The organism is Streptomyces sp. NPDC093591 (genome assembly GCF_044764885.1).
In the GTDB taxonomy this organism is placed as follows: Bacteria; Actinomycetota; Actinomycetes; order Streptomycetales; family Streptomycetaceae; genus Streptomyces.
On the sequence record NZ_JBIWIY010000018.1, the window covers coordinates 207,827 to 230,275 of the forward strand.

The window sequence follows — 22,449 nt, forward strand, 5'->3', positions numbered from 1 at the left end:
CCCTTGTCCACCGCAACACCGGAAGGTCCCGAACCGCGATGAACTCCACGCACCTGACGCTCGACGACGTGAAGGACGTACTCACCAAGGCGGTGGCCGCCGAGGCCGGGATACCCGCCGAGGAACTCTCCACCGACCAGCCGTTCACCTCCTACGGCCTCGACTCCATGGCGGCGCTCTCCGTCGGCATGGAGGTCGAGGACGCCTGCGGCCTGTCCGACCTGCCGGTGGACCTGCTGTGGGACCACCCGACCGTGGACACCCTGGCCGAGGCGCTGTGGAAGCTCATGAACACCGAGTCCGTGCCGGTCGCCGCGGACGGCCGGCGATGACGAATCCGACGGCCACAGCATCCCCGGCGGCCCCGCTGCCCCACGTCAACGCACAGCAGGTCGGCCTCTGGTTCATCCACGAAACCGACCCGCAGTGCTCCGCCTACCACCTCGTGTTCGGCGCCGAGGTCACCGCCGACCCAGAGCTGGGTACCCGGGTCGAGCAGATCCTCAGCGACCTGATGAGCGAGCACGACGCACTGCGCGTCTGTTTCCGGCCCGGCGAGAACGGCCCGGAACAGTGGGTCCAGGAGTCCGTGCCCCTCGACATCCGGCACACCGACGCGCGTGACCTGGACCCCGAGACGTTGCGGGCCCGCGTCAGGACCGACACGAGGGCACCGTTCGACCTGTCCCGGCCCCCGCTGTGGCGCGTCCACCTCTACCGCACCGCCGAGCGCACCTGGGTGTTCGCCGCCGTGATGCACCACGTCGCGGCCGACTTCTGGTCGCTGGCGCTGCTGCTCTCGGAGGTGCGCAGCAGGCTGGAGGGCGTACCCAACCGGTTCACCCTCGACGGTGGCGCGTTCGCGACGTATGCCGAGCAGCAGCAGCAGTTTCTGACCACCGACAAGGCCCGGGAACTCGTCGACGGCGAGGCCGCACGGCTCGCGGACGCGCCGCCCGGCCTCGACCTCTACGGTGACCGGCCCCGGCCGCCGGCCCCGACCTACGACGGCGGCTCGGTGCCGTTCGCCCTGTCGACCGCCGCGACCGAGGCGGTGCGGGACCTGGCGCGCGAGGCGTCGGCGACGCCGTACATGGTGCTGCTGTCCGCCTACTTCGTGCTGCTGAGCCGACTGAGCGGCCAGTCGGACGTCCTGGTGGGCACACCCACCTCCGGGCGGCTCCAGCGGCAGTTCCGCGATGCCCTCGGCAACTTCGTCAATACGGTCGTGGTACGGGGCGAGGTCGACGAGAACGCGACGTACCGCGAGGTGCTCGCCTCGACCCGGACCCGGGCGCTGGAGGCGATGCGGGCGCAGGAACTGCCCTTCCCCTGGCTGGTGCGGGAACTCGCCCCGCCCCGCGACCCCAGCCGGACGCCGCTGTACCAGGCCGGCTTCGCCTGGGACCGGCTGCCGTTCCTGAACGACATGGACGCGTTCTTCCTGCTGGACCCGGGTCCGGCGGCCGAACTGGGCATCGCGGGCGCCACGCTGCGCCCCTACCCCCTACCGCAGCAGGAGGGCCAGACGGACCTGTGGATCGAGATGGGCGGGGAGCGGGACGGCGCCTTCGCGGGCGTCCTGCGGTACAACACCGACGTCTTCGAGCCGGGCACGGCCCGTGAACTGGCCGCCACCTTCGTCACCACCGTGGAGACGCTGGTCGGCCACCCGGACGAGCCGCTGCACCGGCTCGCCCGGGGCGACGAACGGCAGCGGGCGCAGCTCGCCGCCCAGGGCACGGGGCCCGTGCGCCAACTGCCCGATGCCGGGCTCCCCGAACTCTTCCGGGACCAGGCCCGGCGCACGCCCGACGCGATCGCGCTCGTCGCCGACGGGGAGGAGTGGAGCTACCACCGCCTCCTGACGGAGACCGAACACATCGCCGGGGCCCTTCGCACGGCCGGGATCGCCGCCGGCGACCGGGTCGCGGTGATGGCGGAGCGGGGGGCGCGGCTCGTGGCCGCCCTGCTCGGCGTCATGGCAGCCGGTGCCGCGTACATCCCGCTGGATCCCAAGCTGCCCGTGGAGCGGCTGGCCTACATGGCCGAGGACTCGCGGGCCCGGCTGCTGCTCGGTGAGCGGGCCCTACGGGAGAACCGGCCGGCCGGGCTGCCCGTGCTGAACCTGGACGACCTGGACGCGGGTGTCACCGGCACCGTCGCACAGCGGACCGGGGACGGCGCGCGCACGAAACCGGCGGTGCCGACTCCGTCGGGCCCGGCGTACATCCTGTACACGTCCGGCTCCACCGGTCGTCCCAAGGGCGTGGCGATCGCGCACCGCGCCCTGGTGAACCTGCTGCTGTCGATGCGGGAGAACACCGGGTTCTCCGCCGCCGACAGCCTGCTCGCGGTGACCACCATCTCCTTCGACATCGCCGGGCTGGAACTGTTCATGCCGCTGGTGGCCGGCGGCCGGGTCATCGTGTGCGACAGCGAGACCGCTGCCGACGGCGCGCGCCTCGCCGCCCGGATCGCGGACTCCGGCCCGACCTGGATGCAGGCCACCCCCACCTCGTGGCGCATGCTGCGCGACGCCGGGTGGAACGGCTGCCCAGGGCTGAACGTGCTGTGCGGTGGTGAGGAACTCCCACTGGAACTGGCCGAGTTCCTCGCCGGCCGGGTGGCGAGCCTGCGCAACGTGTACGGGCCGACCGAGACGACCATCTGGTCCACCGAAGGCATGGTCGACCCGGCCCGCGGGATCGACATCGGCCGACCCCTCGCCAACACCCGGCTGTACGTGCTGGACCCGCAGGGACGCGGCGTCGAGCCCGGGTTCCCCGGCGAGCTGTGGATCGGCGGCGACGGACTGGCCGTCGGCTACTGGGACCGGCCGGAGCTGACCGCGGAGCGGTTCGTCACCGGGCTGCCCGCAGCTCCCCGGGAGCGGCTGTACCGCACGGGCGACCGGGCACGCTGGACCAGCGACGGGCGGCTGCTGCACCACGGCCGCCTGGACAACCAGGTGAAGCTGCGCGGGTACCGCATCGAACTCGCCGAGGTCGAGGCCGTACTGCAGGCGGTGGCCGGGGTGTCCGCGGCCGTCGTCGTGGTCCGCGACGAGCGGCTCGTCGGCTACGTGGTCCCGGAACCGGGCGCCGAGCTGAGGCCCGCGGGCCTCAAGTCGGCGGCGGCCGTCTCGCTGCCGCAGTACATGGTCCCGGGCATCGTCGTCCTCCTGGACGAACTGCCGCTGACGGCCAACAAGAAGATCGACCGCAACCGGCTGCCGGCGCCCGCCGCCACCTCGGACGCGGTCTTCGAAAAGCCCCGCGACGCCACGGAGATCACCCTGGCGCGGATGTGGACGGAGATCCTCGGCATCCCCGAGGTCGGCGTCCACGACAACTTCTTCGACGTGGGCGGCCACTCCCTACTCGCCGTGCGGCTCAGCGCCGCCATCCGCAAGGAATGGGAAGTGGAGATCCCGATCTCCGAACTGCTGCGCCAGGGCACCATCGCCGAACTCGCCACGATCGTCCGCCGCGGCGGCCAGGAGACCTCCCGCGCCCCGATCGTCACCCTGCGCGAGGGGGAGCCGGGCAGCAGGCCGCTGTTTCTGTTCCACCCCTTCGGTGGCACCGTGTTCTGCTACGTCGAGGTGACCCGTCACCTGCCCGCCGGCCGGGCGGTCCTGGCGGTGGAGGCCCCCGGCATCGAGAACGTGGGCGAGGCCGAGGTGAGCGTGGAGGGCATGGCCGCCCGGTACATCGACTACCTCAGGGAGATCCAGCCGTCCGGACCGTACGCTCTGGGCGGATGGTGCTTCGGCGGCGTGATCGCCTACGAGGTGGCCGGACAGCTCCGGGCGGCCGGCGAGGAGATCGAACTGCTCGCCGCCATCGACAGCCGCGCCCCCATCGAGGAGAACATCCCGGAGACCGCGGACGACGCGACGATCCTGTCGTGGTTCGCGCGCGACCTCGCGGTGCCCTACGGCAAGACCCTCGACATCCCCGCGCAGGACCTGCGGGCACTGGGCGGAGACGCCGCGTTCGACCACATCCTGCAGCGGGCCGCCGCCATCGGCGTCCTCGCCGAGGACGCCGACCGCGCGCAGATTTTGCGCTACTTCGAGGCGTACCTCGCCAACGGCATCGCCCTGCAGACCTACCTGCCCGAGCCCGACGACCTCGACCTGCTGCTGCTGCGCGCTGTCGACGAGACGGTCGACTACGGGCCGAAGCTCGGCTGGGAAGCGCTGATCAAGGGGTCGCTCCGGGTCGTCGACGTCTCCGGCGACCACAACTCCGTCATGTATCCGCCGCACGCCGCTGTCGCCGCACAGGCGATCGCACCACACATGGGAGCACACAGCGATGACGCTCAGGGCTGAGTACGCGTTCGACCTTCCGGTGGCACCGAAGGAGGCGTTCGCCTGGCTGTCGGACCCCGCCCGGGACCCCGAGTGGCAGTCCGCCTGCGTGGACACGCGGCTGCTGAACGGCGCGGCGGCGGCGGGCTGCCGCTACGAGATCACCTTCCAGCTGATCGGCAAGAAGATGACCTTCACCGTCGAGATCGACGAGTACGAACCGGGCCACCGGTCCAGGTTCCACGTGGTGGACGGGCCGTTCGGCTACACGGGTACCTACGACTACACCGAGCACGCGGACGGCACCACCGGCGTGCAGTGGACGTTCGACGTGGAGCCCGGGGACTACTTCGGGATCATGCCGAAGTCCTTGCTCAAGAAGGTGCTCGTCAGCCAGGTCAAGAAGGACTCCGGCAAGCTCGCCGGTCAGCTCGCGCAGACGGCGCACCACCAGCCCTGACGGGCCGCCCGCACGTCGCCCGCCGGAGGCAGCACAGCCTCCGGCGGCCCCGCCGGCACGGCCGGCAACGTGCCCCTCTTCATCAACGACCTGAACAGGAGAAGTCATGCCGGGGACCCTTCCTCAGCACGACCGTACGAAAGTCGTCGTCACCGGCCTCGGAGAGACCACCGCGCTCGGCGGTGACGTCGCCGGTACCTGGGAGGCGATGCTGCGCGGTGAGAACGGCATCCGTCTGCTGGACGGCGATCCGTGGACCGAGGACATGCCCCCGATGATCGGCGGGCGCGTCCGGACCGAACCCGGGCCCGGCCTCGAGCACAAGCAGCGCCGGCGGCTCAGCCGCTCCGCGCAGCTCGCGGTGACCGCCGCGTCGGAGGCCTGGGGCGACGCCGGACTCGACACCGCCGCGGTGCGCCCCGGACGGGTCGCTGTCGTCGTGTCGGCCGCCCTGGGCGACCTCCACGCGATCATCGGCGGCTGGGAGGCGCTGCGGAACCGGGGGTGGAACCGGGTTCCGCCCCTCACCGTGCCGATGTCCATGGGCAACGGCGCCGCCGCCGCCGTCGCCCTGCTCGTCAACGCGCGCGCCGGAGTGCACGCCACCGTCAACGCCTGCTCCTCCGGCACCCAGGCGCTGGTCACCGCGGCCGAGCTGATCCGCCGCGGAGAGGCGGACGTGGTGGTGGCCGGGGGCACCGAGGCACCGCTGCACCCGCTCGTCCTGGCGTCCTTCGGCGCCATGCGCGCCCTGTCGAAGCGGGTGGATGACCCCGCCTCGGCTTCCCGGCCGTACGACGCCGAGCGCGACGGGATGGTGCTCGGCGAGGGCTCGGGCATCCTCGTCCTGGAGTCCGAGGAGCACGCACGGGAGCGGGGCGCGCGGATCTACGCCGAACTCGTCGGCGTGGGCATCTCCTCCGACGCCTACGACATGGTGCAGCCCGACCCGTCCGGCGCCGGCACGGCCACGGCCCTGCGCGCCTCGCTCGCCGACGCGGGCGTCCGGCCCGAGGAGGTGGCGCACGTCAACGCCAACGGCACGGCGACCCTGCCCGGCGACGCCGCCGAGGCGCACGGCATCCGGACCGTCTTCGGGGACGCGGACCGGGGCCCGGCGGTCTCGGCGAACAAGTCCATGACCGGGCACAGCCTGGGCGCGGCCGGCGCGATCGAGTCGATCGCCACGATCCTCGCCCTGCGCCACGGCATCGTGCCGCCGACCCGCAACTTCACCCGCCTCGGCGAGGGCCTCGACGTCGACGTGGTGCACGGCGGCCCGCGCAAGCTCGGGGGCGAGCAGAACGTTGCGGTGAAGAACTCCGCCGGTTTCGGCGGGCACAACGTGGCCCTGACCTTCCGGGGGCTTCCCGCCCAGCCCCTCACCGATCCGGACGTGGAGAACCTCCTGTGACAGCGATCGACCGCACCGTGGTCGTCACCGGCCTCGGTGCCACCACACCGCTCGGCGGTGACGCCGCCTCGACCTGGCAGGGCCTGCTGGCCGGCCGCTCCGGCGTCCGGCCCCTGCGGCACGACTGGGCCGACGAGGTCCAGGTGCGCATCGCCGCCGAGGCCGCCGTGGAACCGAGGGAGGTACTGCCCGAGACGGTCACCCTGGACCGCGCGGCCCAATTCGCCCTGGTCGCGGCGCGCGAGGCGTGGGCCGACGCGGGGTTCACCGGCCGGGCCGGCGCGGACGCCGCGGTGGATCCGGACCGGCTGGGCGTGGTTGTCGCCTCCGCCATTGGAGGGATGACCTCGCTGCTCGACCAGTACGAGATGCTCAAGCAGCAGGGGCCCCGCGGGGTCTCCCCGCACGCCATGCAGATGATGATGGCCAGCACCCCGTCGGCCACGGTCGGCCGGGACATCAACGCCCGCGCCGGGGTGCACAGTCCGGTCAGCGCCTGCGCCACCGGCGCCGAGTCCATCGGCTACGCCGTCGAGATGATCCGCACCGGCCGGGCCGACATCGTCCTCGCGGGCGGCACCGAGGCGGCCATCTGCTCGCTGAACATGGCCGCCTTCGGCAACATGATGGCGATGTCCAAGCGCAATGACGACCCGGCGGCGGCCTCCCGTCCGTACGAAGCCGACCGGGACGGCTTCGTCATGGGCGAGGGTGCGGGTGTCGTCGTCCTGGAAGCGGCCGGGCACGCGGCGCGGCGCGGTGCGCGGGTCTACGCGGAGGCCGTCGGGCAGGGGCTGTCCGCCGACAGCCACCACATCACCCAGCCGGAACCGAGCGGCCGCGGCATCTCCGCCGCACTGACCAACCTGCTGGACGCCAATGACGTGAAGCCGTCCGAGATCGTGCACGTCAACGCGCACGCCACCTCGACGCCGATGGGCGATGTCGCCGAGGTCCTCGCCCTGCGCAAGGTGTTCGGCGACGACACCGACCACTTCGCGGTGTCCGCCACCAAGTCCATGACCGGCCATCTGCTGGGCGGGGCCGGCGGTGTCGAGTCCGTCGCCGTGGTCCTGGCGCTGCGGGACCGGCTCGCTCCTCCGACCATCAACCTCGACACCCTCGACCCCGAGGTGGACGCGGACATCGTCCGCGGCGAACCCCGGGCCCTGCCCGAGGGCCGGATCACCGCACTCAACAACTCCTTCGGGTTCGGCGGCCACAACGTGGTGCTGGCGTTCCGCAGCGTGTGACCGCCGCGGCGGCGCCCGGCCCTCGGGGCGGCCGTCGCCCTCGGCCGCGGTGCTGTTCTACGCAAGTGGGGTGAAGTGGGGAACGGCCCACCAGAGCGCCGTATTGGGCGCTCTGCACCTCCGCTCCCCGGTCCTAGGGGTCCGGTACGCCCCCTTCGTGGCCCGGGTTGCGCTCATGGAAGTGGGTGAAGTGGGGGGGAGGGGGCTGCGGAGCCTCGACATGTCCGGTGGCGCGTCGAGCCGGAGGCGCTCGAAGTGCAGACCTGACCTGTAGACAATGCGCTCGCAGGCGGCAGTGCTCGTCCAGCCGGCGGGGCTGCTCGTAGCTGCGGTGGCGGCAACGCTGGAGATGCCCGGCTTGCCGCAGCGGATCCGGCCTTTGCGGTACTGGGCAGTTGGCGACAAGGCGTCCGCAGCGCTGAACGCGCTGTGGCGCCGGTGGCAGAGCGCGGCCGAGAGCGGTTGGGCGGGACCTTTCAATTCGCGCGTACATGTCCCACTGCCTCGTGCAGGACATCCGCAGCATTCGGAAGGGACATGACGAGGCGCTGGCCGGAGCTGCACGTCTGATCGAGTCCTGGGAGGCCCAGACTCGCGTTCTGGCCGCATCGGCTGAGAGCAGGTCGACAGGGCTGGTGATGACGCACCTTCCCGAGACCACTGCTCGCGGGGCTGGCTCTGTGGACGCAGGGCGTCGTGGCCATGTGGGCCGTGGACGCGGACTGGGGGCGCCCTACGATCACGCTTGACGTTCCTGCCATCGTCGCCGAAAGGCTGCTTGCCCCGTCCAGCAGGGTGGTATGCGAACCGACCCGCGAAGAAGCCGATCCGATTTAACCGAGTCGTGCCCCAGTCCGTCGGCAGAGCTCGATCCACCCTGGGTCTTCGAGGACACCCCGGTCTTCGACCGGCAACCTGTCGCCGCCGAACACATCCGGGCGCTGCGGATCTTCACGGACAGTTCTGTCCGGCTCCACATCGTCATCTCGGCGAGGGCGGAGTTGAAGTGCTGCCCTTGACGTGATTGAGAGGAGGCTCGCCCAGAGGTGGAGCGGAGCCCTCGTCGCAGGGAGCCTCCCACCTCCGGGAGAGCCTGATCGGGCCATGGGCTCAGACCGGCCGCAGGTCAAATCCGCCCTTGATCATTTCCGAGGCTCTCGTCTCACTTTTCTCACGCACTGGAGACATTTCACTCCGGTAGCGAACCTTGCACTGAACGGCCACGTCGCCATACGCGCGCTCTTCGAGCGGGCCGCGCCAAAGGTGTGGTTGCCCGTGTGGTTGCCCCAGCTGGCTTACGCCATCTCTTGGACGTGAACGGGCAGTTCAAGCCGCAAGCGCCTGACAAGGAAGCCCTCAGGCAGAGCAAGAAGGCTCCGTCTCCGTAGAGCAGGGCGCTCGGAGTTGCACACGCGTTGCCGCACGTGCGCGGCTTGTCGCCGCTCTGATACGGGGCTCGGACGGGACGGCCGGGGAAGTGCACCCTGGTCACGCGCGCAGGCGGGTCCCAGCCGCTGTCTCCCGGCAGCCGCGGAAAAGGGGGGTTCTGCCGACCGCGGAGCACGCAAGCCAGTAGCGTGATCGAACGGAGTTCGTGAGATATGGGGGTGGTGAGTGCAGGCGCCTGCGACCGTCGTGCAGCTCGCTCTGCTCGTCCTTCTGGTGCTGCCCGGGGTCACCTACCAGTTCGTCCGGGAACGCCGCCGCGGACCGGTGCCCGGTGAGCGTGATCTCGGTGAGCGGGTGCTGCGGGCGATCGTCGCGTCGATCGCGCTGGACGCCCTGTACGCCGTGGTGGCGGGGCCGGTGCTGGTTCGCCTGGCTCGGGGCACCGGCGGCTGGAACGGCTTCGTCGAGCGGCCGCGGGTGGTCGGCTTCGTCGCCGTGGTGCTGTTCCTCGTCGTGCCGGCCGTGGCGGCGGTCACCGTTTCCCTGGTGGATCGGCGGCGGCGCAAGGCTCGGTTCCTGCGCACGCCCAGCGCCTGGGACCACGCGTTCCGCGACCGCGAATCGTGCTTCGTGCGCGTGCGGCTCAAGGACGGCAACTGGGCAGGCGGTTGGTACGGTGCCCGGTCGTACGCCTCCTCGTACCCCCACCCGGCCGAGCTGTACCTCGAGTCGGCGCGCGTGATGGGTGCTGACGGGTCGTTCGGCGCGCGCGTGCACGGGACGGCGGGCCTGCGACTGCGGGCGGAAGACTTCGACGTGCTGGAGTTCGTCGAAGCCGGAGAACCGGCGGCCGTGCCGGGGGAGGAGCGGTGATGGCGCAGGAACCCGAACTCGCGCCCGAAGAGGCGGCGCTGCTGCAGGAGGCGGCGGAACGCGGCTACACCCCGAAACACAAGGTCGCCGAGCCGGACGAGGCGCCCGGGGGACCGGCCGGCACCTCGAACGGCGACGAGGACTGACGCGTGGATGGCGGACCCGCGAACGGCCTGGCCGAGCGGTTCTGGGAGGCGTTCCGCGTGGCCCGGCACAGCGCGGACCCCGCGTCGATCGAGAAGGCGATCGACCTCGGCCATGCCGTGCTGGCCGCCGAGGACGTGGCCGAGCGCGGCTCGGTCCTGTCCAATCTCGGGGGCCTGCTGCAGACCCGCTACCACCAGACCGGCGACTTCGAGTTCCTGCAGGAAGCCGTCCGAAAGGTCACGGAGGCTTACCTCCTGGCGTACGAAAGCCCGGAGGATTCGGCCAGCTGCGCCAACAACATCGGCATGCTGATGCACACCGCGTTCCGGCAGAACCGGAACCTCGAAACCCTGGCCGACGCGCTGGACTGGAGCCGGACGGCCGTCGATGAGGAACCGTCCACGAAGAAGGCGTTCTACCTGGGTAACCTCGTTGTCGCGCTGCGGACGGCGTTCACCGTGACGAAGGACCTCGCCCCCCTGGCGGAAGCCGTAGAGCACGCGCGGGCCGCCGTCGAGTGCTCCCCCGATGACGTACTCACCGCGAGGAGCCTGCACTTCCTCGCCGTCGTCCTGCGCGACTGGTCCCGTGAGACCGGGGAGACCGGTGTCATGGAGGAAGCCGTCGACGCCGCGCGGCGAGCGGTGGAGCTCACGCCGGCCGGGTCGTCCGAGGTGCTCGACCGCTTGAAGAACCTCGCGTACCTTCTCGACGACCACTACCGGGCTCGCGGAGCGCGGGATGATCTGGCCGAACTGCTCCGGGTCCGGCAGACGCTGGTGGCCCACACCCCGGTCACCGATCCGCGGCACTCGCAGAACCTCGTCGAGCTGACGACCACGGAACGAGACTGGGCCGCGCTCACCGGCGAGCGCCCGAGAAAATCGACCCACGGCTGGGAACGCGCCGACACCGAAGCCGAAATGTGCGGCCGGTACGCCGCCGAGTTCAAGCAGACCCGGGACTCGGCCCTGCTCGAGCGGGCGATCGAGCTCGGGCGCTCGGTGGCGGCGGCGACCCCCGCCGGGCACCCCCGCCGCGGCGTGCGGCTGGACCACTTCGCCTCGGCGCTGGCCACCCGCGGTGAAGAGTTCGGGGACCACGCCGCGCTCGCTGAGGCGGTCACCGTCGAGCGGGAGGCGGTCGCGTGCACGTCGGCGGACCATCCGCTGCGGGTCCAGTTCATGGGCAACCTCGCCGTCAACCTGAACGCGTTGTTCCACGCGACCGGAGACCTGGCCCACGTCATAGAGGCGATCGACGTCGCCCGCCGTGCCGCCGAGGCCACCGCCGGGCAGGGCGGCCACCCGCGTTCGCTCGGGATCCTCGCCGTCGTGCTGCACAACCGGTTCCGGGTGACCGGCGAACTGCAGGTGCTGTCGGAGGCGGTCGACCGCGCGCGGGAGTCCGTCCGCCTCGGCGCGAGCCTGGTCGCCGAGCAGGCCCAGCGGCTCTCCAATCTTGGTGCCATGCTGTCCGACTGGTTCACCAGGACGGGCGAGGCGAGCGTGCTCGACGAGGCGATCGACGCGCACCGCGCGGCCGCGGATGTGACGGCGGACGACGACCCGGACCGGGCGGTGCGGCTGGCCAATCTCGGCGGTGTGCTGGGGATGGCGTACGAGAAGTTCGGCGACCGGAACGCGCTGCGGGACGCGATCGCCGCGCGTCGCGCGTCCGTGGCTGCGACTCCGACGCACAGCCCACACTGGCCCGGCTACACCGCGAACCTGGCCGCCGCGCTTGCAGACTGGTGCACGAACCCCGTCGCACCCCCCGTCGCGCGACGGGAGCCGCCGGACCCGCAGGTCCTCGCCGAGGCGGTCGGCCTGGCCCGGAGTGCGATGCGGGGGCCCGAGCAGGACGCCTATTCCCGGGCGGGTTTGCTGACCCGCGTCGCCAACGTCCTGGCGCTCGGCTTCCGGCACCTCGGCGACAGCGACGCGCTGACCGAGGCACTCGGCTGCTACCGGGAGGCCGCGGCCTCTGCCGGATCGCCGACGGAGAGCCGGGCGGAAGCGGCGGACCGGTGGGGTGGCCTGGCCGCCGAAGCCGGGCAGTTCGACGTGGCCGCCGAGGGGTACGCCGCCGCGGTCCGGCTGCTGCCCCGGCTCGCCGGGCGCCGCCTGGGCCGCGAGGACGCCCAGTATTGGCTCGGCCGGTTCGCCGGGGTCGCCGCCGACGCGGCCGCGTGCGCGCTGGCCGCCGACGACGAGGTGAGCGCGGTGACCTTGCTCGAATCCGGGCGCTGCGTGCTCGCTGCCCAGGCACTCGACAGCCGCGGCGATCTTTCCGACCTGCGCGAGCGGGCCCCCGAGCTGGCCGAGCGCTTCCGGACGCTTACCGCGGAGTTCGAAACCGACACCACTGGCGACCGCGTGGCCCTCGCCGACGAGCTGGACGAGGTGACCGACCAAATCCGCGCGCTGCCAGGGATGGAGCGGTTCCTGCGGCCCCCGCTGCTCAGCGACCTCACCGCGCAGGCGCACGAGGGCCCGATCGTGTACGTCAACGTCAGCCGGCACCGGTGTGACGCGCTGATCATCACGCCGGACGGGGTCCGGTCACGCGCGCTGGACGGGCTGAGCGAAGAGACCGTGAGTCACCGCGTGCGCGCTCTGCACACCGCGTTCACAGAGGGGCGGCTGGCCGCCGAGCAGGCGATCCACGACACGCTCGAGTGGCTGTGGGACACCGTCGCGGGCCCTGTGCTCGGCGAACTGGGGCTGACGGCGGAACCGGCGGCGGACGGTCCGTGGCCGAGGATGTGGTGGGCCCCGGTCGGGTCGCTCAGCCTGCTCCCCCTACACGCGGCGGGCCACCACCGCGACGGCGGACCTGTGCTCCTCGACCGCGTCGTCTCCTCGACGACGCCGACGATCCGCGCTCTGGGCCACGCCCGCGCGGGCCGCCGCGACGACCGGAACGAGCCGCGGCTGCTGGTGGTCGCGATGCCGCACACTCCGGACGCCCCGGACCTGCCCGGCGCACAGGCCGAAGCCGACCACCTGGCCGCTCTCATACCCGGCGCCACGGTCCTGGTCGGCGCGGACGCGACTCGCGACGCCGTTCTCGACGCCTTGCCGGCCAGTGGCTGGGCGCACTTCGCCTGCCACGGGTACAGCGACCCGGACAACCCTTCGAACAGCCACCTCGCGCTGCACGACCACGACCGCGCGCCGTTTCGGGTGCTGGACCTTTCCCGGCTGCGCTTGCGGAACGCGGAGTTCGCGTTCCTGTCCGCCTGCGACACGGCCCGCACCACCCCGCGCCTGTCCGACGAGGCGATCCACCCGTTGGCGGCTTTTCAGATAGCCGGGTTCTCCCAGGTGGTCGGCACGCTCTGGCGCGTCGACGACGCCGTGGCACCAGCCTTCAGTCAGCAGATCTACGGCGAGTTGATCGCGGATCGATCCGGTGCGTTGTGCGCGTCGGCGGCGGTCCATCGCACGGTCAGGCGGCTCAGGGCGAAGTATCCGAACCTGCCGTCGGTGTGGGCCGCACACGTCCACGCGGGCGCCTGACTACGCGCACTCCGTCGTATCGCAGGTTGATCCGCAGGCGACTCGGCCGGCTGCCTCGGTAGCTGTCATCGGCATCCGCTCATGGCTCCCGGGTCTGGTGCACGATCGGGCTGTCGGCGCCTGGGCGCCGCCCGGGTGGGTGCGGTCGCCTTTATCCCGCCGCTGGCCGAAACCTGGCCCAGTTCGGGCTGGGCGGGTCGTCAACTGACAGGAGGCTGCCAAGAGTTACGCCGCCGCCGGGCCGCACGCCAACCGGCCCCGCCGATCCTGTGCGACCCCTTTGCCCGTGTACGTGACCTTCACGGCTCCCGCAAGACGTGACGTGCGGGAGCCGTCGGGTTCTGCTGCTACGGGACAGCGGGCGCGGCGGACAGGACGTGGTCGCCGACCTTGTCGGTGCTCAGGCACAGCGAGCAGACCACGGCATCGTGCGTCCGGCACGCGGCCACGTCGGGGCGCTCGAACTCCTGGCGGCACACATGGCACTCGTACGTCACACCGCTGGGGTTGCCGTCCTGGTCCAGGACCGGCTCGGTGAGGCCGTCGTCGGTGCGGCGCAGGTAGTACCTGCCCTTGGTGACGATCGCCATCAGCGGGGTGAGGACGAAGGCGATGACGGCGGCGGCGACGGGGGAGTACGGCTGGAGTGTGTCGCCGAGCACGTGGAAGTACATGGCGATCGACAGGGCGGAGGCGGCGACGAAGGCGACGACGCCGACCGGGTTGACGTCGTACAGCATGCCCCGGCGGAACTCCGGCTGGAGGGGGGAGAGTTTCAGCAGGTACTTGTTGATGCCGATGTCGGTGGCGACGGTGACGACCCAGGCGATGGCGCAGTTCGAGTAGAAGCCCAGGATGCTGTTGAGGAAGCTGAACATGTCGGCTTCCATCAGGGCGAGCGCGAAGGCCAGGTTGACCAGGACGAAGACCATCCGGCCCGGGTAGTGCTTGGTGACGCGGGTGAAGGAGTTCGTCCAGGCCAGGGAGCCGGAGTAGGCGTTCGTTACGTTGATCTTGATCTGGCTGATCACGACGAGGGCCACGGCCAGCGGGACGACGAGCCAGGACGGCATCATCGTGTCGAAGGCGTGCTTGAACTGCTGGATCGGCTCGGGTGCGGCGGCCGGGCCGACCTTGGCGAGGATGTAGACGGCGAGGAAGACGCCGATGGCCTGCTTCAGTGCGCCCAGGACGACCCAGCCGGGGCCGGCCATGATCACGGCGGTCCACCACGTGCGCTTGTTGGCCTCGGTCTTGGGCGGCATGAAGCGCAGGTAGTCGATCTGCTCGCCGATCTGCGCGATGAGGGACAGGCACACGCCGGCGCCGAGCAGGACGGAGGCGGTGCTGATGCTGCCGTCGCCGTCGGTGCCCGCGTAGGACAGGAAGCGGTCGACCGTCCCGGGGTCGGTGGCGACCAGATAGACCAGCGGCCCGACCATGAGAAGCAGCCAGATCGGGGTGGTCCACACCTGGAGCTTGCTGAGGGCCTTCATCCCGTAGATCACCAGAGGGATGACCATGAGGGTGGAGACGAGGTAGCCCAGCCACAGCGGGAGCCCGAGGCCGAGCTTGAGGCCCTGGGCCATGATCGAGCCTTCGAGGGCGAAGAAGATGAAGGTGAAGCTGGCGAAGATGACGCTGGTCAGGACGGAACCGTAGTAACCGAAGCCGGAACCGCGGGTGATGAGGTCCAGGTCGATGTTGTAGCGGGCGCCGTAGTAGGCGAGGGGTATGCCGGTGATGAAGATGACGACCGCCGCGACCGCGATCGCGAGGAGCGCGTTGCCGGTTCCGTGGGCGAGACCGATGCCGGCTCCGATGGAGAAGTCGGCCATGTAGGCGATCCCACCGAGTGCGGTCGTGGCCACGACCATCGGGGTCCAGCGGCGGTAACTGCGCGGTGCGAAGCGGAGGGTGTAGTCCTCAAGGGTCTCTTTGACGGCCTGGTCGGTACCCGGTGCTGCCTTCTGCGCGGGTTCCGCGTCGGGGACTTCTGCCAGTCGTGGCTCGGTGCTCACGCCACGCCTCCTTGCTGCGGTTTGGGGACTGCTGCGGGGGGACTCACTCTGGGGCGCGAGGGCGTGGAGTCCCGCGTGACAACGTTGGCGGAGCGGGACCGAGGGGGTGGGGCGGTAGGGAGCGGAGGCGAGACGCTGGGCTGTGTCCGCTCCCGGACGTCCACGCCCTCGTGGACATGAGGAGGGACGCTAGGCAGGAGTCGTTACCCCTGAATACTTCCTGGATGAAAGAGGTGTTTCGGAAGGCTCTCAGGAGGCGGCTGGTGTGCGACGCGAGCCCGGGCAAGTGCCGGGGCCGGTGCAAGAGTTCTGTGGGGACTCGCCGTCGGTGAACATGTTGATCGACGTGTGGCCGAGCACGGCCATGGTGTCTCCCTCACCCAAGTCGCTCATGGCGTCGAAGAGGTCCTGGTGTACCACCCGTATACAAGCGGCGAGTTCGCGATCACGCGGTTGAGCCTTCCTCGCCGCAGCCGGAACCCTCTCTGACCATACGTCAGGTTCCCCCGCACGGCGCACGCCGGGGAAGTACCGCGAGATCGCACATCCCGGCGCGTCGCCGGGACATGTCACGGTTGGTCATATTAACCTCCCGTCACTGTACGGAGTCGATCTCTCGCGGATCGTAACCCCTCACTCCATCGGAGATAAGAATGCACAAGCTGCGTAAGGCCGCCGTCATGCTCGTCGCCATCGGCAGCGTCGGGCTCCTGAGCGCCGGTACCGCTACCGCCCAGGGCCTCGACGGCCATGGCGACAAGGGCAAGGGCGGGGACAAGGTCAGCGTCCTGCAGAGCTCCAGCTGCAAGTCGCACGACCTGAACGTCGACGTCCTCGGCCAAGTCGGAATCCTCAACGGCCTGCTGGGCAACGCGCTCAACGGCGAGGGCAACGCCGGTGGGCAGGACAAGCACATCGGCTCGACCATGGGCTGCGACAGCAAGGCGTTCTAGGCGTGGGCTGACAGGTAACTGCTGCTCCGGGTTGGCCGCTCGAGATGTCACGGGCGGCCAACTCTTTGCGAGCAGCTCGGCGCACGCGTCACCAAGTGGATTCGTGGTGTGCGCACCAGACGCCTACGGCCCTTTTCGTGTGGGGTCGGCCGAGGTGTCCGTCGTCCGGGGTGACGGCGGGGTAAGGCTCGCTCATGACCTTCAAGAGTCCTGTTCAACGGGGCGGCCCGGGGCGTGGCCGGTTCGATCAGTTCGCGCAGTACGGCTCCAACTTCACCAGCTCGCCGCTGTTCTTCCTGGTCTGCCTGATCCTCGTCGGCTTCTTCGTCGCCTCCAGCGCGGCGCACGCGACGATCCATGTGCTCCTGCTCGCGGGCGGGGCCATGACCGCGGTGACCCTGCTGCTCCTGGCCCTGCTGAAGAACGCCGAGATGCGCGCCGAACACGCGGTCCAGCGCAAGCTCGACGCGATCGCCGAGGCCCTGGTGGATGTGTACAAGGGCGAGCAGAGCGAGGCCGTCGACCGGCTGCGGGACGCGATCCGGATGGAGGAAGAGACCTGACCGGGGTGGGCGAAACGCCGCCGTGATCCTTTCCGGGCCCGCGGAAACCGGCGAGCATGCCATGTCATGAACATTTTGCTCGTCGCCAGCGCGTTCAACAGCCTGTCCCAGCGTGTGTATGCCGAACTGGCGGACCTCGGACACCGGGTGGACGTCGTCCTCGCCTCGCACGGTCCCGACGCGGTCCGCGCCGCCGTACACGAGACGCGCCCGGAGCTGATCATCGCTCCGATGCTGAAGACGGCGCTCCCCGAGGACGTGTGGCGGGAGCACACCTGCCTCGTCGTGCACCCGGGACCGCCGGGCGATCGCGGTCCCTCCTCCCTGGACTGGGCCATCGCCGAGGCGGCGCCCCGCTGGGGAGTGACCGTGCTCCAGGCCGAGGCGGCGATGGACGCGGGCGACATCTGGGCGTCCGAGCCGTTCCCGGTGCCGCCGGTGGGCAAGAGCGACCTGTACCGCAACGAGGTCTCCGACGCCGCCTCGGCCGCCGTACTGCTGGCCGTGCAGCGGTACGCCGACGGCTCGTTCAAACCGTGGCGGCAGAGCGATCCCGAGGTCGGGGTGGTGTGGCGCGACGTCTTCCGGCAGGAGCAGCGCGGGATCGACTGGGGAAGGGACAGCACCGAGGTGGTGCTGCGCAAGCTGCGCGGGGGAGACTCGCAGCCCGGCGTCCTGGACGAGATCCTCGGCCGGGAGGTGTTCCTGCACGGCGGGCATCCCGAGGACCGGCTGCGCGGACGGCCGGGCGAGCTGCTCGCCACGCGGGCCGGGGCGGTCTGCCGGGCCACCCGGGACGGCGCGGTGTGGATCCCGGAACTGCGCCCTCGTAAGAGCTCCGGCGACCCCGCGCCGTTCCGCCGCCCGGCGGCCTCCGTGCTGGCGTCCTTCGCGGCCGACGGCGCACGCGGCGGTGCCGGCCCGCACCACCTGCCGGAGGACCCCGCACCGCTCGAACTGCCCGCCGACCGGCGCACCTGGACCGACATCCGCTACCGGCAGCACGGCGACGTCGGCTTCCTGACCTTCTCCTTCCCCGGCGGGGCGATGAGTACCGGCCACTGCCGCCGGCTGCTCACGGCCTACCGGCACGCCCTCGCCCGCCCCACCTCGGTCCTGGTCCTCGGCGGGACCCGCGACTTCTTCTCCAACGGCATCCACCTGAACGTCATCGAGGCGGCCGCCGACCCGGCCGGTGAGTCCTGGGCGAACCTCAACGCCATGAACGACCTGGTCGAAGCGGTGCTGCGGACCACCGACCGGCTGGTGGTGGCGGCGCTCGGGGGCAACGCGGCGGCGGGCGGACTGATGCTCGCCCTGGCCGCCGACGAGGTCTGGTGCCGCGCGGGCGCCGTGCTCAACCCGCACTACCGGCGGATGGGCCTGTACGGCTCGGAGTACTGGACGTACACGCTGCCGCGCCGCGTCGGAGTGGACACGGCCCGGCGGCTGACGAGCGAGGCGCTGCCCGTGAGTGCCGCCACGGGCGCCCGGATCGGACTGGTGGACCAGCTGGTGGCAGTCCCGGCACAGGAGTTCGCCGCCGAGACCGAGCGCAGGGCGGCCGCCCTCGCCGCCGCCCCGGACCTCGCGCGGCGGATCGCCGCGAAAGCCGCGGCACGGCAGGTGGACGAGGAACGGCGACCGCTCGCGGACCACCGGCGGGCCGAACTCGCCCGTATGCGCACCATCTTCTTCGACCCGCAGGCGCCGTACCACGCCCTGCGGTCGGCCTTCGTCCGCAAGCAGCCGGGCGGCTCCGACCGGCCGCTGAGCGGAGGCGCGCGATGATCCGCCGTGGTGCGCGTCTGCTGGTGGCGGGCGTCGGCAACATCTTCCTCGCGGACGACGCCTTCGGCCCCGAGGTCGTCCGCGCCCTGGAGCGGCGCCCGCTGCCGCCCGAGGCGCGGGTGCGGGACTTCGGCATCCGCGGCCTGGACCTCGCCTACGAACTGCTCGACGGCTACGACATCGCCGTCCTGGTCGACGCGGCCGAACGGGGCCACCCGCCCGGCACGCTGTCCCTGATCGAGCCGGAACTCCCCGACAGTGCCCGGGCCGCGGCCCCGCCCGAGGCGCACGGCATGGACCCGGCCAAGGTCCTGGCCCTCGCCGCCCACCTGGGCGACGGACCGCTGCCGCGCGTCCTCGTGCTCGCCTGCGAACCCCAGGTACGGCCGCGCGTCGACGAGGACATCGTCCCGGGCCTCAGCGCACCGGTGAGCGGCGCGGTCGACCGGGCCGCCGAGGCCCTGCACGCCATGGTCCCCGCCCTGCTCGACGATCCCGCGTCCACGCCCCCGTTGAGCCGCCCGGAGGAATCCGCGGACCCCTCCGCGGCCGGGCTCGCCTGCCCCGTGGTCCACGGCATCGAGGATCGATAGCCGCAGACCGGTTTGCGCGGTCTGCTCCGAATGTACAGTCGAGCCCGCCGCGAGGAGCAGCGCCATGTGCGAGTCCGTGGACGTCACCAAGGCCGTCCTGGCGAAGAACGACGGGCTGGCCGCGAGCCTGCGCGCCGAACTGGCCCGGCGCGCGGTGAGCGTGGTCAACCTGCTGTCCAGCCCGGGCAGCGGCAAGACGGAACTGCTCGGACGGATCCTGGCGCGGGCCGTGGAGCGAAGCGTCCCCGTCGCCGCGCTCACCGCCGACCTGGCCACGGAGAACGACGCCCGCCGGCTCGCCCGTTCCGGAGCACCGGTGAAGCAGCTGCTCACCGACGGGCTTTGCCATCTGGAGGCCCGGCAACTGCGCGGCCACGTCGAGAACTGGCTGCCCGAGGGCACCGCGCTGCTCTTCGTGGAGAACGTCGGCAACCTCGTCTGCCCGGCCTCCTACGACCTCGGCGAGAGCCTGCGGATCGTGCTCATGGCGGTGACCGAAGGCGAGGACAAGCCGCTGAAGTACCCCACCGCCTTCGGCTCCGCCCACTTGGTGGTGCTCACCAAGACCGACCTGGCAGAGCCCGCCGGTTTCGACGAGGCGGCCTTCGACGCACATGTGCAGCGGGTCAACCCCGGCGTGGAGACCGTACGGTCGTGTGCCCGCACCGGGGACGGCGTCGACACCGTCCTGGAGCGGGTGCTCGCCGTACGGGACGGAGCCCGCATCCACCGGCCGCCCCTCGCACCGCACCCTCACGGCCACGTCCACGAGCACGCGCGAGCGGACTCCGATCTCGCGGCCGGCCGCGTCTCGTGACAGCGCCCACCACCACGCGGGCGGTGCGCCGCCGTGTCACGGTGCGCGGCACGGTGCAGGGCGTGGGCTTCCGCCCGTACGTGCACCGCCTCGCCGCCGACCTGACGCTGTCCGGGTTCGTCAGCAACACGGCGTACGGCGTGCTCATCGAGGTGGAGGGCCCACCGGACGGCGTGGGCCGCTTCTGCCACCGGCTGGCCGCCGAGCCGCCACCGCTGGCCACGGTCACCGGCATCGGCGTCGAGGACGTGCCCGCCACCGGCGCCGACGACGCCTTCACGATCCGCTCCACCGAGCAGTCCCCCGGCCGCACCCTGCTCCCACCCGACACCGCGACCTGCGCCGACTGCCTGCGCGAGCTGGCCGACCCGGCCGACCGCAGGCACCGGCACCCCTTCGTCACGTGCACCCACTGCGGGCCCCGCTTCACCATCGCCACCGGGATGCCGTACGACCGGGCGGTCACCACCATGACCGGCTTCCCGATGTGTCCCGCCTGTGCCCGGGAGTACGGCGATCCCGGCGACCGCCGCTTCCACGCCCAGCCCGTGGCGTGCCCGGACTGCGGTCCCGGCCTGCGCCTGGTACCCGCGGCGGGCAGCGGCATCCGCCCCGCCCGGGACGCCGACGCGCTGAGGACGGCCCGGGAGCTGCTGGCCGCCGGACGGATCGTCGCCGTGAAGGGCCTCGGCGGCTACCACCTGGCGTGCGACGCCACCGACGCGCGGGCCGTCGACGCCCTGCGCACCCGTAAGGCCCGGGGCGGCAAGCCCTTCGCGGTGATGTGCGCGGATCTCGCCGAAGCGGAGCGGCTCGCGCTGCTCTCCGCGGCCGAGCGCGCCGCGCTGACCAGTTCCCGGCGCCCCATCGTGCTGGCGCGTCGACGCCCGTCGAACCTCGCCCCGGGCGTGTGCCCCGGCAGCCCGCACCTCGGCGTGATGCTGCCCTACACCCCCGTGCACACCCTGCTGTTCGGGCTGCCCGGCGATCCTCCGGGCCCCCGGGCGCTGGTCATGACGAGCGGCAACCGCTCCGGGGAGCCGATCGTCACGGACGACGACGAGGCGCTGACCCGGCTGGCCGGACTGGCCGACGCCTGGCTCGCCCACGACCGTGCCATCGCCTCGCCGTGCGACGACTCCCTGCTGCGGGTGCGCCCCGACGGGACCGAACAGGTGCTGCGCCGATCGCGTGGGTACGTACCCCGGCCGCTGCGTCTGCCGGTCGCGGTGCGCCCCGCCCTCGCGGTGGGCGGCGACCTGAAGAACGCGCTGTGCGTCGGCGAGGACGACCAGGCCTGGTTCGGCCCGCACATCGGCGACATGGGCGATCTGGCCTCGCTGGAGGCCGCCCGGCGGGCGGAGTCGCACCTGCGGCACCTGACGGGCGTGACCCCCGAACTCGTCGCCGCCGACCGGCACCCCGGGTACCACTCGAGCCGGTGGGCGCGTCAGCGGGCTCTCCAACTCCCCGGTTCCGCACCGGTGTTGGTCCAGCACCACCACGCGCACCTCGCCTCCACGATGGCCGAGCGCGGCCTCGACGGCAGCACGCCCGTGATCGGCGTCGCCTTCGACGGCACCGGATACGGCGACGACGGCACCGTCTGGGGCGGCGAGTTCCTGCTCGCCGACTACACCGGCTACCGGCGCTTCGCCCACCTGGCCCCCGCCCCGCTCCCCGGTGGTGACGCGGGAGTGGCCAACCCCTGCCGCCTGGCGCTGGCCCGGCTGTGGGCCGCCGACCTGCCCTGGGACGTCGGCCTGCCCAGCGTCGCCGCCTGTGTACCCGAGGAACTCGCCCTGTTGGAACGTCAGTTGACGCTCCAGCTGGCCTGCGTGCCGACGTCCAGCATGGGACGGCTCTTCGACGCCGTCTCCTCCCTCGCGGGGGTCTGTCATCGCGCAGGCTACGAGGCGCAGGCCGCCCTGGAGCTGGAGGCCGCGGCCGCTTCCGCCTGGGGTGCCGAGAGCTCGGCGTACGCCTTCGGTATCGGCTCCCCGGGATGCGATCCGGCGCCCGTACTGAGGGCAGTGGTGACCGACCTGCGGCGCGGCACCCCGGCTCCGGTGATCGCCGCGCGCTTCCACCGCGGGGTCGCACGCGCCGTCGTGGAGATCTGCCGGCAGGCGCGCCGGGCAACCCGTCTGACGACCGTCGCGCTCAGCGGCGGGGTCTTCGCCAACGCGCTGCTGGAGCAGGAGTGCACGGCGCTGCTGGCCGACGACGGCTTCGCGGTGCTGCGGCACGGCGAAGTCCCCCCGAACGACGGTGGCCTGGCCCTCGGCCAGTTGGTGGTCGCGGCACACGAACGACAGAAGGAGTGACCC

General features: G+C 71.7%; 15 protein-coding genes. 14 read left to right on the forward strand and 1 reads right to left on the reverse strand.

The window, feature by feature from the left end; genetic code table 11:
* Nucleotides 1-38 precede the first annotated feature (38 nt).
* From ACIREI_RS34225 to ACIREI_RS34260, 8 genes are all read left to right on the forward strand, one after another.
* Nucleotides 39-332 carry an acyl carrier protein gene (locus ACIREI_RS34225; RefSeq protein WP_403341324.1) on the forward strand — a complete coding sequence of 98 codons (294 nt, stop codon included), beginning with the start codon at nucleotides 39-41 and terminating at the stop codon, nucleotides 330-332.
* Nucleotides 329-4,342, forward strand: coding sequence for an amino acid adenylation domain-containing protein (locus ACIREI_RS34230; protein ID WP_403341327.1), 4,014 nt, complete (start codon nucleotides 329-331; stop codon nucleotides 4,340-4,342). The genes ACIREI_RS34225 and ACIREI_RS34230 overlap by 4 nt, the downstream gene beginning before the upstream one ends.
* Nucleotides 4,326-4,781 carry an SRPBCC family protein gene (locus ACIREI_RS34235; protein WP_403341330.1) on the forward strand — a complete coding sequence of 152 codons (456 nt, stop codon included), beginning with the start codon at nucleotides 4,326-4,328 and terminating at the stop codon, nucleotides 4,779-4,781. The genes ACIREI_RS34230 and ACIREI_RS34235 overlap by 17 nt, the downstream gene beginning before the upstream one ends.
* 106 nt (nucleotides 4,782-4,887) lie before the next feature.
* On the forward strand, nucleotides 4,888-6,195 hold the full coding sequence (locus tag ACIREI_RS34240; RefSeq protein WP_403341333.1) for a beta-ketoacyl-[acyl-carrier-protein] synthase family protein: 1,308 nt from the start codon (nucleotides 4,888-4,890) through the stop codon (nucleotides 6,193-6,195).
* Complete coding sequence (locus ACIREI_RS34245; RefSeq protein ID WP_403341336.1) at nucleotides 6,192-7,448, forward strand: beta-ketoacyl-[acyl-carrier-protein] synthase family protein; 1,257 nt, start codon at nucleotides 6,192-6,194, stop codon at nucleotides 7,446-7,448. Before ACIREI_RS34240 ends, ACIREI_RS34245 begins: the two co-directional genes overlap by 4 nt.
* A 1,614-nt stretch (nucleotides 7,449-9,062) precedes the next feature.
* A complete protein-coding gene (locus ACIREI_RS34250; RefSeq protein ID WP_403341339.1) occupies nucleotides 9,063-9,710 on the forward strand; it encodes a DUF6338 family protein in 648 nt (215 codons plus the stop codon).
* Complete coding sequence (locus tag ACIREI_RS34255) at nucleotides 9,710-9,856, forward strand: hypothetical protein (RefSeq protein ID WP_403341342.1); 147 nt, start codon at nucleotides 9,710-9,712, stop codon at nucleotides 9,854-9,856. Before ACIREI_RS34250 ends, ACIREI_RS34255 begins: the two co-directional genes overlap by 1 nt.
* A 3-nt stretch (nucleotides 9,857-9,859) precedes the next feature.
* Nucleotides 9,860-13,381 carry a CHAT domain-containing protein gene (locus tag ACIREI_RS34260; RefSeq protein ID WP_403341345.1) on the forward strand — a complete coding sequence of 1,174 codons (3,522 nt, stop codon included), beginning with the start codon at nucleotides 9,860-9,862 and terminating at the stop codon, nucleotides 13,379-13,381.
* 347 nt (nucleotides 13,382-13,728) lie between these two features.
* Here the strand turns inward: ACIREI_RS34260 and ACIREI_RS34265 are convergent, their stop codons facing one another.
* On the reverse strand, nucleotides 13,729-15,402 hold the full coding sequence (locus ACIREI_RS34265; RefSeq protein ID WP_403341347.1) for a purine-cytosine permease family protein: 1,674 nt from the start codon (nucleotides 15,400-15,402) through the stop codon (nucleotides 13,729-13,731).
* Between the two features lie 653 nt (nucleotides 15,403-16,055).
* On the opposite strand from ACIREI_RS34265, the gene ACIREI_RS34270 reads away from it, so the two are divergent.
* The 6 genes from ACIREI_RS34270 (at nucleotide 16,056) to hypF (ending at nucleotide 22,446) form a co-directional block, all read left to right on the forward strand.
* Nucleotides 16,056-16,355: a hypothetical protein gene (locus ACIREI_RS34270; RefSeq protein WP_403341350.1), complete on the forward strand. Its 300-nt coding sequence runs from the start codon at nucleotides 16,056-16,058 to the stop codon at nucleotides 16,353-16,355.
* 194 nt (nucleotides 16,356-16,549) lie between these two features.
* On the forward strand, nucleotides 16,550-16,918 hold the full coding sequence (locus ACIREI_RS34275; RefSeq protein WP_403341353.1) for a hypothetical protein: 369 nt from the start codon (nucleotides 16,550-16,552) through the stop codon (nucleotides 16,916-16,918).
* 66 nt (nucleotides 16,919-16,984) lie between these two features.
* On the forward strand, nucleotides 16,985-18,709 hold the full coding sequence (locus ACIREI_RS34280) for a hydrogenase maturation protein (protein WP_403341356.1): 1,725 nt from the start codon (nucleotides 16,985-16,987) through the stop codon (nucleotides 18,707-18,709).
* Nucleotides 18,706-19,302, forward strand: a complete 597-nt coding sequence (locus tag ACIREI_RS34285) for a hydrogenase maturation protease (protein ID WP_403341359.1) — start codon at nucleotides 18,706-18,708, stop codon at nucleotides 19,300-19,302. Before ACIREI_RS34280 ends, ACIREI_RS34285 begins: the two co-directional genes overlap by 4 nt.
* A 64-nt stretch (nucleotides 19,303-19,366) precedes the next feature.
* On the forward strand, nucleotides 19,367-20,119 hold the full coding sequence (gene hypB, locus ACIREI_RS34290; RefSeq protein ID WP_403341362.1) for a hydrogenase nickel incorporation protein HypB: 753 nt from the start codon (nucleotides 19,367-19,369) through the stop codon (nucleotides 20,117-20,119).
* Nucleotides 20,116-22,446 carry a carbamoyltransferase HypF gene (gene hypF / locus ACIREI_RS34295; protein WP_403341364.1) on the forward strand — a complete coding sequence of 777 codons (2,331 nt, stop codon included), beginning with the start codon at nucleotides 20,116-20,118 and terminating at the stop codon, nucleotides 22,444-22,446. The genes hypB and hypF overlap by 4 nt, the downstream gene beginning before the upstream one ends.
* Nucleotides 22,447-22,449: the final 3 nt, after the last annotated feature.